Source organism: Acidimicrobiia bacterium (assembly GCA_036271555.1).
Classification (GTDB): Bacteria; Actinomycetota; Acidimicrobiia; order IMCC26256; family PALSA-610; genus DATBAK01.
Window position 1 is genome coordinate 1 of sequence record DATBAK010000062.1, and the last position, 13,999, is coordinate 13,999.

The window sequence follows — 13,999 nt, forward strand, 5'->3', positions numbered from 1 at the left end:
GCCGGGCGGGCCGCCCAGAAGGCCGCCCGGCACCACCCGACCTCACAACGCGTCGTCTCCCATCTCGCCGGTTCGGACCCGCATGAGGCGGTCGACGGGCGTCGCCCAGATCTTCCCGTCGCCGATCTTCCCCGTGCGCGCGCCGGCGGCGACGAGGTCGAGCACCTTGTCGACGTCGGCCGAGTCGACGAGCACCTCGATCCGCACCTTCGGCACGAACTCGACCTTGTACTCGTTGCCGCGGAAGGCCTCGGTCTTGCCGCCCTGCCGGCCGTAGCCCTGGACCTCGCTGACGGTCAGTCCGATCACGCCGGCGCCGCGCAGCGCCTCCTTCACCTCCTCCAACTTGAACGGCTTCACGATCGCGGTCACCAGATGAGCCATCGATCTCTCCTCACACCTTCTCGGGTTCGGGCTCGTCGATCCGGATCGACGGCGGACCGCCACCGATCACCGACGATCCGGTGGGCGTCGTGTAGCTCATGCCGTAGCCGAACTCGACGTGGTACGCCGGCGTGCCGTGCTCGAAGATGTCGAGGCCTTCGAGCTCGCCGTCCTTCTCGACGCGCAGGCTCCACTCACCGCGTATCGCACGGATGCCGAACATCACGACGCACGCCGCGAGCCCGACGAACACGATGCACGACAGGCTTCCGAGCAGCTCGGCCCCGAGTTGGTTCAGCCCGCCGCCGTAGAACAGGCCGGTCACGCGCGTCGACAGGTCGGCACCGTCGGGACCGGGTGCACCGAACTGACCGGTTGCGAACAACCCGACCGACAACGTGCCCCACACACCGCACGCGAAGTGCACGGGCACCGCGCCGATCGGGTCGTCGATGCGCAGGTGCTCGAGCAGGTTGGTGACGAGCGGCACGACGACGCCCGCGACCGCTCCGATGAGCACGGCGCCCATCGGCGACACCCAGTAGCACGGCGCGGTGATCGCGACGAGCCCGCCGAGCAGACCGTTCACCGAGATGCCGAGGTCCCACTTCTTCGTCTGCGGATAGACGAAGAACACGGCGATGAAGCCGCCGGCGGCGGCCGCCAGCGTCGTGTTCGCGGCGACGCGGCCGATGCCCTCCCAGTCCATCGCCGACAGCGTCGAACCCGGGTTGAAGCCGTACCAGCCGAACCAGAGGATCACGCCGCCGATCGCACCCCACGTGAGGTCGTGCGCCGGCATCGGACCACCGCCGTCGCGCTTGAACACGCGCCCGAGGCGCGGCCCGAGCGCGATCGCTCCGACCAACGCGATCAGCCCACCGACGGTGTGCACCACGGTCGATCCCGCGAAGTCGCGGAAGAACACGCTGCCGCCGAAATGCTTCATGATCGTGCCGCCCGAGTTCTCGAGCCAGCCGCCGGGACCCCACACCCAGTGCCCGAAGATCGGGTAGATGAGACCCGACACGCACATGCTGTAGAGGATGTCGCCCTTGAAGCTCGTGCGGCCGATCATCGCTCCGGACGTGATGGTCGACGCGGTGTCGGCGAACGCGAACTGGAACAGCCAGAACGCGAGGAACGCGACACCCGTGGTGCCGTAGCCCGCGGTCATCCCGTGCAGGAAGAAGAACTGGTGCCCGATGAACCCGTTGCCGACACCGAACTGGAACGCGAAGCCGATCGACCAGTACAGGAGCCCGCACAGGCACGTGTCGAACACGCACTCCATGAGGATGTTCACCGTCTCACGCGATCGCGCGAAGCCGATCTCGAGGCCCATGAACCCGGCCTGCATGAAGAAGACCAGGAACGCGGTCACCAACACCCAGACCGTGTTGATCGGGCTGACGAAATCGTTCGCGTGATGGACCGGCGCGCCGGTCGCCGCGCCGAGCGGCGAGTTGAAGTACCAATCTGCGCCCTTCATCGCGCCGAGCAGCAGCGCGACGGCCGCGAGCTTCCCGGCGAAGAGGACCGCGATCAATCGTCGCGTGTCCTTGTTCTTGAGTCGCGACCACCGTGTGGACATGCTCGGAGTGCTCCCTTTCTGTTTGGTGTTCATGGGTCGGTGCGGTCGACGTCCGCGACGTAGCCGCGGCCGCGAACCGTCGAGATGTGCAGGCCGAGCGCGGTGACGCGCCGGCGCAGCGTCTTGATGCGCGAGTCGACCGAGCGGTCGTTCGGCACACCGCCGGGCCACCCGGCGCGACCGAGTGTCGTACGACCCAGCAACCGGCCGGGGTTCTCGAGGAACGCGCGCGCGAGGCGCGCTTCGATCGGTGACAGCGCGACCCATTCGCCGGCGCGCCGCAGGATGTCGTCGTCATCGACGACGGGGGGCTCTACGTCGCGCGCGGGCGCGCGATCGAGAACAATCACCGGGAACCTCCACGCTCTCCACGCACGGGCGTGCCCGCGCGTCGTCGGTCAGACGGTGGAGGGCACCGGAGGACCGCGCCGCAGCGCGAAACGCGCCTGCTCGCGCGCGTGAGAGCCGACGAACCGGCGCGAGCGCGGCCGGATCGACGCGCCGACGGCGACCGCGACGGCGACCGCGAGACCCGATCCCTGCGGACGCGGCCTGGTCGGCTGCGCGACGACGAACTGCGCGCCGACCGAGGCCGCGCGGACGTCGGGATGGCGGGTCGGCGAGCCGTGCGGCGCGGCCGCGGCATCGACGCTCACCTTCGCCGGCGTGTGCGCGACGGCGTGCACTGCGGTGGGCGCGAGCACGCCGAACACGACGAGGATCAGCAGCGCGACGTCGAAGCGCGCACGAGGACCGATCCGTGTCGTCATGATGCGGTCACCCTACGAGACCCTCGTTGCTCGACGAAGACCCGAATGTGAACGGTCGGTTTCGAGCGTGTGCTCGCTGTGTGCCCGTCCGCGGGCGCGAAACGGGTGGCCGGCGGTCTCCCGCGCGGCCACCCGATCGCTCGTCCGCAGAGAGACTCAGAACGTCGGCGACGTCCCGAGCTCGTGCTTCACCTGCACGTAGGAGTTCGTGCCCTTCACGGTCACGGGACCCGACGTGAAGACGCCGTAGTAGTCGGGGCCGATGACGTTGCTCGCGACCCGGATGGTCAGCGGGCCCGCGCTCCCGAGGTAGATGCCGGTCGTCTCGAGGTCGTTCTCGTCGGTGCGCACGTTGTTCGTGCCGATCCGGTTGTACATGACCGAGTTGCCGGAGAAGTCGGTGCCCGGCGCGTGCGCGTGGACGACGACGCCGCCGTGCCCGTTGCCCGAGAACTCGTTGAACGTGATCGAGTTGCCCTTCACCACTCCGCCGGGAATCGGGCTCGCGAGGATCACCCCGCTGCCCGCGGACGCGTCCGGCGCGGTCGCGGTCGAGAGGCCGTTGTTGTCCGACGTGTTGAACTGGATCAGGTTGTCGTTGACGCCCGCGCCGCTGTGGTCCGCGAGCGCGATGCCGCAGCCGCCGAAGTTCTCGTCGGTGGTGTTGAAGGCGACGAGGTTGTGGTTCGCCGGCAGGTTGAGGTCGTCGGCCAGGTTGATGCCGACGCCGTTGTCGTGCGCGTTGTTGAACAGCGCGGCCGAGTGCGAGCTCGAGTTGATGTCGATGCCCGAACCCAGGTTGCCGGTCACCTCGTTGAAGAGGATGTTCACGTGGTTCGCGGCAACCGGGCCGGTCGCCCCGAGTCCGAGCGTGGCGATGCCGTCGGCGAGCTTGCCCTTCGCGGGCTTCAGCGGGCTGGCGTTCTCCACCTTGAACCCGACGACGTTCGACCACGATGCAGTGACGCCGATGCCGTACGCGTCGCCCTTCGCGTCGATCGTGGCGCCGCGCAGGCCTGCGAGCGTGACCCGGCGATCGACCGTGACGAGCCCGGGATACGTGCCCGGGCAGACGACGACGGTGCCGCCGTTCGCGACGGCTTCGATGCCGTCCTGGATCGCGCTGAACTGCGCGTGCGCGCATTCGTCGTCGAAGTGACCCGCCGAGGTCGCCTGCGAGTTGTGTGCGCTGACGAACACGACACCCGGACGCGGGGTCGCGCCCGCCGGTGCCGCGGCGATGAGGAACGTCGCCGCGAACAGCGCGACGGCCAAGCCTCCGAACAACGTGCGAGATCGAGATTTCATCCTTGCCCCCTTGATCGTCGAATCCGTGCGTTCCGGCACGGACGCGGCGATCGTGTCACCCGCGCGCGCGTCGTCGCCAACCGCGAGCGCGCGATCACGCGACGACGCGGAAGATCTCCTCGAGCGTCGTGTATCCGAGCGCGACCTTGCGGAGGCCGTCCTTCTTGAGCGGGATCATCCCCTCCATGACCGCCATCTTCGACACGTCGTCGGTCGAACGGCGCTCGATGATCATCCGCTCGATCTCCTCCGACAGCAGCATCACCTCGTGGATCGCGAACCGGCCCTTGTACCCCGTCCGCCCGCACGACGAGCACCCCACCGCACGCTGCAACACCGGCCACTCGCTCCCCGACAACTCGTCGACCGCCCACCCCGCCTCGACCAGCTCGGCCTCCGTCGGCTGGTACGCCTCCTTGCAGTGATCGCACAGCCGGCGCGCGAGTCGCTGCGCGACCACGCAGTCCAACGCTGAGGTCACGAGGAACGGCTCCACCCCCATCTCCACCAACCGCATCGGGGTCGACGCGGCGCTGTTCGTGTGCAACGTCGACAACACGAGGTGGCCCGTCAGCGCGGCCTCGATCGCGATCACCGCGGTCTCGCGGTCACGGATCTCACCCACGAGGATGACGTCGGGGTCGGAACGCAGGATCGCCCGCAACGCCGACGCGAACGTGAGCCCCGCCTTCGGATGCACCTGCACCTGATTGATCCCCGCGAGCCGGTACTCGACCGGATCCTCCACGGTGATGATGTTGCGGTGCGCCTCGTTGAGGAGGTTGAGGGTCGCGTAGAGCGTCGTCGACTTGCCGGAACCGGTCGGACCGGTGACGAGGATCGTGCCGTAGGGCTTGTGGTACGCGCTCGCGAAGCGCTCGTGCGTCTCGGTGAGGAAGCCGAGATCCTCGAGCCGCAGCAGCGCGTTCCCCTTGTCGAGGATCCGCATGACGACCTTCTCGCCATACACGGTCGGCAGGGTCGCGACACGAAGGTCGACGGCGCGCCCACCGACCTTCAGCGAGATGCGCCCGTCCTGCGGGATACGCCGTTCCGCGATGTTGATGTCGGCCATGACCTTGAGCCGGCTGATCACACCGGCCTGGATCGAACGCGGTGAGCGCATCACTTCGTGCAGCACGCCGTCGATGCGGAAACGGATGCGGAGGTCGCTCTCGGTCGGCTCGACGTGAATGTCGGACGCGCGGTCGTTCACGGCCTGGGTGACGAGCAGGTTGACGAACTTGACGATCGGCGCGTCCTCGAGCACCTCGTTGACCGAGCCGAGGTCCTCGCTCTCGGAGAACTCGTCGGCCGCGGCCTGCGCGACCGTGTCGACCTCGGTGTCGAGACGGAAGTAGCGGTCGATCGTCGCCGCGAGCTCGCTCGGGCTCGCGACGACGGTCTTCACCTCGTGCCCCGTGATCGCGCGGATGTCGTCGAGCGCGAACACGTTCGACGGGTCGGCCATCGCGACGACGAGCTTGCCGTCTTCCCACGCGACCGCGATCGCCTGGTACCGACGCGCCATCGCCTCGCTGACGAGGCTGACCGCCGACGGGTCGATCGTCGCGTCGCCGAGGTCGAGGTACTCGAGGCCGACCTGCTTGGCGAGCGTCCGGACGAGGTCGGTCTCGGAGATCGTGCCCGACTCGATGAGGATCCGGCCGAGCTGCTTGCCCGATCGCCCCTGCTCGGAAAGGGCCGCGTCGAGCTGGGCCTCCGTCAGGAGACCCTCGCGCATCAGCAGCGCGCCGAGCGGCGTTCCGTCCGACAGGGGGAGCCTCCTCAGGTCCTCCATCTGATATCGGCCGGAACCGGGCCTCTCTGTATCCCCCTACTCCTTGAGCGCCGAGAAGAGGCGGAGCAGGGCGCTCCGGTCGGCCGGCTCGTCGGCCTCGGGGGCGTAGGGCTCGATCGGGTCGAGCAGGTGGGTCGTGGCCTCCTCGAGGGCCGCCCGGTCCCGGGTCGGGGGCCGGGGCTCCGGTTGCGGCCGGGGTTGGGGCTCGGGTTGCGGCGGCGGTTCGGCGGCGACGACACGGACCGCAGGCTCGGCGACCGGCACCGGTGCGGCCGGCGTCGGTGCGGCCGTTCCCACCTCGACCGCACCCCGGTCGACCAGGTCCTTCACCCGCCGGCAGACGTCGAGCAGCGACTCACCGGCCGTCGCCACGAGCTCGCGGACGGTCGGGCGGCCCTGGAGCCCGACGAGCAGCGCCCACTCCGGCGCGCCGAGGACGATCTCCTCCGCGCCCAGCGCGGGGGCCAGCCGCAGCCGGACGTCGAGGGACGGGATGGTGGTCTCGATGTCCTTCCACGCCTCGACCATCGCGGTGATCTCGGCGACCGCAGGGTCGAACGCGACCGAGACGCCCGACTCCGCGACGTCGCCGTCGCTGAACCGGAACGAGCCCTCGGGCTGGCGGGCGAGCGTGAAGCCGACGTCGACGAGGCGGGCACCCAACTCGGACTCGGTTCCGAGGGCAACCGGGGCGCCGTCGTCGACCGCGCAGCAGCGGCCGGCGCGCACGAGCAGCGATGCCTCGTGGTGCCCGGCTTCGAGGCGGAGCGCGCCGGTCTTGCCTGCCGTCGAGAGGAGCCCGAACAGCTCGGTCACCGACAGCGTGTCGAACGTCCCCTGCAGCGACACGCGATTCCCCGTCCTTCGTCTGCCCCCATCATCGGCACGCGAGTCGGGTCCGGTTGAGTGGGTTTCAGCCCAGGGCGGAAACCGCGTGCTGCTTCATCACCGCGACCGGCGCGGTGACGCCCGTCCAGCGCTCGAAGGCAATCGCGCCCTGGTGGACGAGCATGCCGATGCCCTCGACGGTCTGCGCGCCCCGGCTCGCCGCGAGCTCGAGCAGCGGGGTGCGGCGGGGCAGGTAGACGAGGTCGGCGACGACGTGCTCGGGACCGAGGTCGGCCCCGGAGAACGGCAGCTCCGCGAGCTCGGCGGCGGGGTCGGCGCCGCGGGCGGCCATGCCGATCGGCGTGCCGTTCACGACGAGCCGGCACTCGCGGACCGCCTCGGCCGCGCCCGGCCAGTCGACCGCGGTGATGCCGTCGCCGAGCGCGGCGCACTCGCGCGCCGCGTCCGGCCGTCGCGCCGCGACCCGCACCGACGCACCCGCCCGCGCGAGCGCGAGCGCGACGGCGCGACTCACTCCGCCCGCGCCGAGCACGACCGCGTCGACGCCTGCGGGATCGTGGCCTTCGTCGCGGAGCGAACGCAGGAAGCCTTCGCCGTCGGTCGACTCGCCGACGAGCGCGCCGTCGTCCCGACGCGACACGCAGTTCACGCTACGCAGCACCGCGGCGTCGCCGCGCACGACGTCGCAGGCCTCGGCCGCGGCCGCCTTGTGCGGCATGGTCACGCTCACGCCGTCGATGCCGAGCACGCGTACCCCGTCGAGCGCCTGAACCCCCGCGCCGGCCGGCACCGGCAGCGCGACGAAGACCCAGTCGAGCTCGACGGCCGCGAACGCGGCGTTGTGCATCACCGGCGACACGGAGTGCCGCACCGGATCGCCGATCACCGCGGCGAGCCGCGTGTGCCCGGTGATCACTGCAGGAGCCCGAGCTCGCGCGCGTGCTGCACGTTCTGCTCGTGCTCCGCGAGCGTCGTCGCGAACGCGCTGTGCCCGTCGCGTCCGGCGACGACGAAATAGAGGTACGTCGTGTGCGCCGGATGCTGCGCGGCGGCGAGCGCGGTCTTCGTGATCGCGCCGATCGGCGTCGGCGGGAGTCCGGTGTGCACGTACGTGTTGTAGGGCGACGGGTTCGCGCGGTCGGCCGCGGTGTTCGACGCCTTGCGCTGCTGCAGCGCGTAGACGACGGTCGCGTCCATCTGCAGCAGCATGTTCTGCTGCAAGCGGTTGTCGATGACCGACGCGATCAACGGATCGTCGGGCGCGGTTCCCGACTCCTCCTGCACGATCGACGCGATCGTGAGCACCTGATACGGCGTCTGCCCCGCGACCTGCGGGGTGCCGAGGCCCGCCGCGGTCGCGATCTGGTCGAAGCGGCGCACCATCGTGCGCACGACCGCGGTCGCGGTGTCGTGCTTCGTGAAGCGGTACGTGTCGGGATAGAGGAAGCCTTCGAGGGTGTGCACGTTCGCGGGCTCGAACTTCGACCGTACGGCGTTCGAGCGCGCCACCGTGAGCACGTCGGTCGCGGAGATCCACGGCAGCTGCGCGTGCACGTGTGCCGCGACCTCCGAGAGCCACAGACCGGGCGTGATCCGCAGCGTCTCGTACGTGATCACCGGACCCTTGTCGAGCAGGTCGACCGCGCCCTGGATGCCGAGGTGCTTGCGCAGGTGGTACTCCCCCGCGTCGAACGGTCCCGCGTGCTTGATGCGCACGTACGCGTCGAAGGCGAAGCTCGATCCGATCACCTTCTCGTGCGCGAGCTCCTTGCCGATGTCGCGCACGCCCGCGCCCGACGCGACCGTGACGGTGACCGTGTCGCCGGGCCCACCGGGCGGATCGAGCTGGTACCGCCACCACCCGTAGACGACGGCGACCAGGATCAGCAGCGGGCTGAGGAACACGATGGGTACGAGGATCCGGCGCCGCCGGCGTCGGCGCCGTTCGAGATGGGCCTCGCGCGCGCGACCGCCGCGAGGGTCGGCGTCGGTGTCGGTGTCGCTGATCACGCGCCCGACTCGAGCCAGGCCTGGAGCATCACCGCGGCCGCGACCTTGTCGACGACCGCCCTGCGCGCCTCGCGGCCGAGCCGGGCCTCGCGCAACGAGCGCTCCGCGGTCACCGTCGTCAGCCGCTCGTCGGCGGCGGTGATGGCGAGCTCGGGACCCGCGAGCGCGCGCAGCGCCTCGATCTCCGCGAGCGCGGCGCGGGCCGCGGGACCGAGACCGCCGGACAGCGAGATCGGCAGCCCGACGACGATCGCCACCGCCTCATTCTCGCGGGCCGCCGCCAAAATCGAGCGATGGTCCTCGACCTGCGTCTTCGCGCGCGTCAGGACCCCGAGCGGGCTCGCGATGTGGCGGCCGGGATCGCTGAGCGCGAGGCCGATGCGCTTCGAGCCGAGATCGACACCCAGGACGCGACCGGGCGCACCGGCGCTCAACGGGCCCAGGGCTCGACCCGCTCGCGCACCAGACGGAGCGCGTCGTCGATCCCGTCGACCTTCGGACCGCCGCCCTGTGCGAGCTCGGGTTGCTTGCCGGTACCGCCGCCGAGCGCGCGCGCCGCGTCCTGCGCGAGCTCCGGTGCCGCCGCGCCCGCCGCGCGCCGGTCCTTGCTCACCGCGACGACGATCCCGGCCTTCGTGCCGTCGGGCCCGATCCCGACGAGCGCGACCACGCCCTGCCCGATCGCGGCCAGCGTGGCCTGCGCGAGCTGACGGAGCTCGTCGGGAGCGAGCCCGTCGCGGCGTGCGACGACGGTTCCGCCGACCGCCGACGCCGCGAGACCCTCCGCCGCGAGCTTCGCCTCGCGTGCGCGCAGCGCGGCGACCTCGTCGTTGAGCTCCTTCACCTGCGCGAGCAGCCGGTCGACCTTCTCCTCGACCTCTGCGGGCGCGGCGCGCAGGCGATCACCGAGGCGACGCAGCGTCGCCTCCTCGTCGGCGATGCGCGCGAGCGCGGCGTCACCGGTGACGGCTTCGATCCGCCGCAGGTTCGCGCCGACCGAGCCCTCGCTGACGATCTTGATCGGACCGATGAAGCCGAGCGCGTCGACGTGGGTACCGCCGCACAGCTCGATCGACGGACCCGCTTCGAGCACGCGCACGACGTCGCCGTACTTGTCGCCGAAGAACGCGATGGCGCCGAGCGCCTCGGCGTCGATCTTCGTCATCTCGTTGTGACTCACCGGCGCGTCGCCGATGATCTGCTCGTTCGCGAGCCGCTCGACCTCGACGAGCTGCGCGGTCGACACCGCCTCGTGGTGGCTGAAGTCGAAACGCAGACGCTCGGGCGAGACGAGCGACCCGGCCTGCTTCACGTCCTTGCCGAGCACCTCGCGCAGCGCCCAATGCAGCACGTGGGTCGCGGTGTGGTTGCGACGGATGCGGTCACGGCGCGCGCCGTCGATCGCGGCGGTGACATCGTCGCCCTCGACGACCGCGGTCTCGCCGGCGACACGGGCGCGGTGCACGACCAGCGAACCGGGCAGGCCGTACTGCGTGTCGAGCACGTCGAGGCGCGCGCCGGTCGCGTCGACCGTGATCGTGCCGGTGTCGCCGACCTGGCCGCCGGACTCCGCGTAGAACGGGGTGCGGTCGAGCACGACGTCGACCGTCGCACCGGGTTCGGCGCGGTTCGTGCGCTCGCCGTTCGCGATCAACGCGAGCACGCGCGCGCTCGACGCGTACTCGTCGCGTCCCGTGAACTCGGTGCCGCTGTGCTCTTCGAAGAGCTCGCGGTAGAGCTCGACCGGCGCGCTCGCGGCGCCACCGGCCTCCTTGTGCGCCTCTCGAGCGCGCGTGCGCTGATCGCGCATGCGCGCTTCGAAGCCCTCGAGGTCGACGGAATGACCGCGTTCGCCCGCGATCTCGCGCGTGAGGTCGATCGGGAAGCCGAGCGTGTCGTGAAGTCGGAACGCGTCGTCGCCCGACACGTCGCCGCGCGCCAGCACCTCGTCGAGCATGTCGAGGCCGCGTTCGAGCGTGGCGCGAAAACGGGTCTCCTCACGCGCCACGATCGTGTTGACGAGCTCCCGGTTCGCGAGCAGCTCCGGGTACGCGTCACCCATTACATCGACGGTCGCGTCGACCATCGCCGGCATCACGAGGTCGCGCGCGCCGAGTTGGTACGCGTGGCGCACGGCGTTGCGGATGATGCGCCGGAGCACGTAGCCGCGCTCCTCGTTCGACGGCACGACGCCGTCGCTCACCGCGAACGCGGTGGTGCGCGCGTGGTCGGCGAGGATGCGCAGCGACACGTCGCGTTCGCCGCCGGGGAAGCCCTCGTACGCAACCTCCGTGACCCGCTCGGCGGTCGCGATGAGCGGGCGGAACCCGTCGATGGCCCAGACCGAGTCGACGCCCTGGAGCATCGCGAGGTTGCGCTCGAGCCCGGCGCCGGTGTCGACGCACGGCGCGGGGAGCGGAGGCAGCGAGCCGTCGGGCTGCGCGTCGTACTGCATGAACACGAGGTTCCAGATCTCGATGTAGCGGTCCTCGCCGCCGTGCGCGGGTCCGCCGGCCTCGCCGTGCTCCGACCCGAGGTCCCAGAAGATCTCCGAGCTCGGTCCGCACGGTCCGGTATCGGCCATGCGCCAGAAGTTGGGCTCGCCGAGGCGTTGGATGCGCTCGGACGGGACGCCCACGATCTCGCGCCAGATGGCCTCGGCCTCGTCGTCGGTCTCGTGCACCGTGACCCACAGCTTGTCGGGATCGAAGCCGAGGACCTCGGTGTAGAACTCCCACGACCACGGGATCGCATCGGCCTTGAAGTAGTCGCCGAAGCTGAAGTTGCCGAGCATCTCGAAGAACGACATGTGCCGGTTCGTGCGGCCGATGTCGTCGAGGTCGTTGTGCTTGCCACCGGCGCGGATGCACTTCTGCACCGACGTCGCCCGCGAGAACGGCGGCTTCTCGTCGCCGACGAAGTAGGGCTTGAACGGCACCATGCCCGCGACCGTGAAGAGCAGCGTGCGGTCGATCGGGATGACGCTCGCCGACGGCACGGGCGTGTGGCCGTGCGCGGTGAAGAAGTCGTACCAGGACTGGCGCAGCTCGTCGGCGGTGCGCGGCGGGTTCGGCACGGCCGGCCTCAGGTGGCGCGGATGCGACGGCGCGCGCCGCGATCGAGTGAATGGTTCGAGCGCAGCTCGACCTCGCGGTCGCGCATCGTGTCGCGCCCCGCGACCACCGCGTTCTGCACGGAACGCTTCGTGCCGCCGACGCGCGTTGCGACACCGGTCGGCGTGTAGCGCTGCGCGACGCGCCGCAACCGGCGCGCGGCGAGGTACGACGTTCCCGCGCCGAGCGAGTAGCCGAGCACCATCCAACGCGCGCGCTTGAACATCAGGCGCCCTTCCGACGACCGCGGCTGATCGGGACCGCCGCGTGCTCGTGCTCACGTTCCTTCGTGCCGCGCAGGCGGCGCGTCGCCTGCGACACCCCCGCGCCGAACGCCATCGCCTTCACGACCGGACTCCCGAAGGCGCGGTACGCGAGACGGGACGCGCCGTCGACGCGGTCACCGATCCCCTCGGCCGCGGTGATGATGCGGTCGACCCGCTCGACCTCGTCGACGGTGTCGGCCACCGCGCGGTGAAGATCGGCGACGAGTGGGAGCGTCTCCTCACGGAGCAGATCGGCGGCGGCGCGCAACGCGCGCAGCGTCGACGCGAGCGACAGCAGGGCGACGACGAGCGCACCCGCAAGGACCGCGGCGACGGCCGCGGCGACCACGGCCACAACGTCAGCTGCGCTCATCGATCTCCTCGTCGGCCGGGATCCCGGCCGCTCGCCTGCGATTCCACTGCTCCACCAGCTCGACCTCGGCGCCGTGCCGTCCGGGCCGGTAGAAGCGGGTCCCGGCGACCTCACCGGGCACGTGCTCCTGGGCGACCCAGCCCGATTCGGCGTTATGAGGATACTGGTAGCCCTCCCCGTGACCGAGGGACTTCGCCCCGGGATAGTGCGCATCCCGCAGGTGGGCGGGCACCGCACCGGCCGGCAGGCGGCGCACCGTCTCGAGCGCCGAACCGAGCGCGGTGATGACGCTGTTCGACTTGGGCGCGAGCGAGAGGTGGATCACCGCGTGCGCGAGGTTGATGCCGGCCTCGGGCAGCCCGACGAGCTCGACCGCACGCGCCGCAGCATCGGCGACGAGCAGCGCGGTGGGGTCGGCCATGCCGATGTCCTCGGACGCGAGGATCACGAGCCGGCGCGCGACGAAGCGCGCGTCCTCCCCGGCCTCGAGCATGCGCGCGAGCCAGTAGAGACCCGCGTCGGGATCCGATCCGCGGATGCTCTTGATGAACGCGGACGTGATGTCGTAGTGGTCGTCGTCGCCGTAGCGCAGCGCGCGCATCGCGAGCGCGGCTTCCGCGTCTTCGATCGTGATGCGCGGCTTCTCGTCGGTGTCGTCGCCCGCGGCGGTCTGCGCGTTCGCGCGCTCGACCGCGAGCGCGTGCGCGAGCTCGAGGCAGGTGAGCGCGTGGCGGGCGTCGCCTTCGGAACGATCGGCGAGGTGCTCGAGCGCGTCCTCGTCGATGTCGACCGGCTCCTTGCCGAGGCCGCGGTCGCGGTCTTCGAGCGCGCGGCGCAGCACGACGGCGAGGTCTTTGGTGGTGAGCGATTCGAGACGGAAGAGGGTCGAGCGCGACAGCAGCGGACCGGTGAGCGAGAAGAAGGGGTTCTCGGTCGTCGCACCGATGAGGACGAGCAGACCGTCCTCGACATGGGGCAGCAGCGCGTCCTGCTGGGTGCGGTTGAAGCGGTGGACCTCGTCGAGGAAGAGGATCGTGCCCTTGCCCTGCTCGCCGAGCCGGCCCCGGGCCCGTTCGACGACCTCCCGCACGTCCTTCACGCCCGCGGTCACGGCCGACAGCGGCTCGAACGCCTTGCTGGTCGCGCCGGCGACGAGGCGGGCGATCGTCGTCTTGCCCGTGCCGGGCGGGCCCCAGAGGATCACGCTCGAGAGCCGGTCCGACTCGATCAAGACCCGCAGCGGCTTGCCCGCTCCGAGCAGGTGGCCCTGGCCGACGACCTCGTCGAGATTGCGGGGTCTGAGGCGCGCGGCCAGCGGGGCGCGGCGCGCGAGGCGATCTTCGACCGCGCTCGCGAACAGGTCGGCGCCGCCGCCCGAGGCCTTCGGCATGGGGAGGGAGCCTACGGCTCGCCCGATGCCCCGCACCCCGCCGGCGGCCCACCGAAAAGCGCATTTGCGCGTTGCCTCCAAATGGAAGCATCGCGTGCCGTGATCGGCCGCGGCGTTCCGATCGCTGCGCGCGATAGGTCC

Annotated in this window: 14 protein-coding genes; all 14 read right to left on the reverse strand. The window is 70.8% G+C overall.

Annotated elements, in window-relative coordinates; genetic code table 11:
- Window positions 1-42: 42 nt before the first annotated feature.
- The 14 genes from VH914_15005 to VH914_15070 all read right to left on the reverse strand — a co-directional run bounded on the left by VH914_15005 (window position 43) and on the right by VH914_15070 (window position 13,858).
- Window positions 43-384 carry a P-II family nitrogen regulator gene (locus VH914_15005; GenBank protein HEX4492514.1) on the reverse strand — a complete coding sequence of 114 codons (342 nt, stop codon included), beginning with the start codon at window positions 382-384 and terminating at the stop codon, window positions 43-45.
- Between the two features lie 10 nt (window positions 385-394).
- Window positions 395-1,978 (reverse strand): ammonium transporter, encoded by a 1,584-nt coding sequence (gene amt, locus VH914_15010; protein HEX4492515.1) that lies wholly within the window; start codon window positions 1,976-1,978, stop codon window positions 395-397.
- A 29-nt stretch (window positions 1,979-2,007) separates the two neighbouring features.
- Entirely contained in the window at window positions 2,008-2,328 is a 321-nt protein-coding gene (locus VH914_15015; protein ID HEX4492516.1) for a winged helix-turn-helix domain-containing protein, read from the reverse strand.
- Between the two features lie 48 nt (window positions 2,329-2,376).
- Window positions 2,377-2,748, reverse strand: coding sequence for a hypothetical protein (locus tag VH914_15020; GenBank protein HEX4492517.1), 372 nt, complete (start codon window positions 2,746-2,748; stop codon window positions 2,377-2,379).
- A 156-nt stretch (window positions 2,749-2,904) separates the two neighbouring features.
- The gene (locus VH914_15025; GenBank protein HEX4492518.1) at window positions 2,905-4,056 is read right to left on the reverse strand and encodes a hypothetical protein; all 1,152 of its coding nucleotides are present in this window, start codon (window positions 4,054-4,056) and stop codon (window positions 2,905-2,907) included.
- A gap of 94 nt (window positions 4,057-4,150) precedes the next feature.
- Window positions 4,151-5,857, reverse strand: a complete 1,707-nt coding sequence (locus VH914_15030; GenBank protein HEX4492519.1) for an ATPase, T2SS/T4P/T4SS family — start codon at window positions 5,855-5,857, stop codon at window positions 4,151-4,153.
- A gap of 36 nt (window positions 5,858-5,893) precedes the next feature.
- Window positions 5,894-6,706 (reverse strand): DUF4388 domain-containing protein, encoded by an 813-nt coding sequence (locus VH914_15035; protein HEX4492520.1) that lies wholly within the window; start codon window positions 6,704-6,706, stop codon window positions 5,894-5,896.
- A 64-nt stretch (window positions 6,707-6,770) separates the two neighbouring features.
- Window positions 6,771-7,622 carry a shikimate dehydrogenase gene (gene aroE / locus VH914_15040; GenBank protein ID HEX4492521.1) on the reverse strand — a complete coding sequence of 284 codons (852 nt, stop codon included), beginning with the start codon at window positions 7,620-7,622 and terminating at the stop codon, window positions 6,771-6,773.
- Complete coding sequence (mltG, locus tag VH914_15045) at window positions 7,619-8,716, reverse strand: endolytic transglycosylase MltG (protein ID HEX4492522.1); 1,098 nt, start codon at window positions 8,714-8,716, stop codon at window positions 7,619-7,621. The genes aroE and mltG overlap by 4 nt, the downstream gene beginning before the upstream one ends.
- Entirely contained in the window at window positions 8,713-9,150 is a 438-nt protein-coding gene (ruvX, locus tag VH914_15050; GenBank protein HEX4492523.1) for a Holliday junction resolvase RuvX, read from the reverse strand. The genes mltG and ruvX overlap by 4 nt, the downstream gene beginning before the upstream one ends.
- Window positions 9,147-11,792, reverse strand: coding sequence for an alanine--tRNA ligase (gene alaS / locus VH914_15055; protein HEX4492524.1), 2,646 nt, complete (start codon window positions 11,790-11,792; stop codon window positions 9,147-9,149). Before alaS ends, ruvX begins: the two co-directional genes overlap by 4 nt.
- 8 nt (window positions 11,793-11,800) lie before the next feature.
- Window positions 11,801-12,055, reverse strand: a complete 255-nt coding sequence (locus tag VH914_15060; protein HEX4492525.1) for a hypothetical protein — start codon at window positions 12,053-12,055, stop codon at window positions 11,801-11,803.
- The gene (locus VH914_15065) at window positions 12,055-12,468 is read right to left on the reverse strand and encodes a hypothetical protein (GenBank protein ID HEX4492526.1); all 414 of its coding nucleotides are present in this window, start codon (window positions 12,466-12,468) and stop codon (window positions 12,055-12,057) included. Before VH914_15065 ends, VH914_15060 begins: the two co-directional genes overlap by 1 nt.
- On the reverse strand, window positions 12,455-13,858 hold the full coding sequence (locus VH914_15070) for a replication-associated recombination protein A (protein ID HEX4492527.1): 1,404 nt from the start codon (window positions 13,856-13,858) through the stop codon (window positions 12,455-12,457). The genes VH914_15065 and VH914_15070 overlap by 14 nt, the downstream gene beginning before the upstream one ends.
- Window positions 13,859-13,999 lie beyond the last annotated feature (141 nt).

Coding starts and splice junctions, on each gene's coding strand:
- VH914_15005 (HEX4492514.1), bottom strand. CDS start 384: ATGGCTCATCTGGTGACCGCGATCGTGAAGCCGTTCAAGTTGGAGGAG.
- amt (HEX4492515.1), bottom strand. CDS start 1,978: ATGTCCACACGGTGGTCGCGACTCAAGAACAAGGACACGCGACGATTG.
- VH914_15020 (HEX4492517.1), bottom strand. CDS start 2,748: ATGACGACACGGATCGGTCCTCGTGCGCGCTTCGACGTCGCGCTGCTG.
- VH914_15025 (HEX4492518.1), bottom strand. CDS start 4,056: ATGAAATCTCGATCTCGCACGTTGTTCGGAGGCTTGGCCGTCGCGCTG.
- VH914_15030 (HEX4492519.1), bottom strand. CDS start 5,857: ATGGAGGACCTGAGGAGGCTCCCCCTGTCGGACGGAACGCCGCTCGGC.
- VH914_15060 (HEX4492525.1), bottom strand. CDS start 12,055: ATGTTCAAGCGCGCGCGTTGGATGGTGCTCGGCTACTCGCTCGGCGCG.
- VH914_15065 (HEX4492526.1), bottom strand. CDS start 12,468: ATGAGCGCAGCTGACGTTGTGGCCGTGGTCGCCGCGGCCGTCGCCGCG.
- VH914_15070 (HEX4492527.1), bottom strand. CDS start 13,858: ATGCCGAAGGCCTCGGGCGGCGGCGCCGACCTGTTCGCGAGCGCGGTC.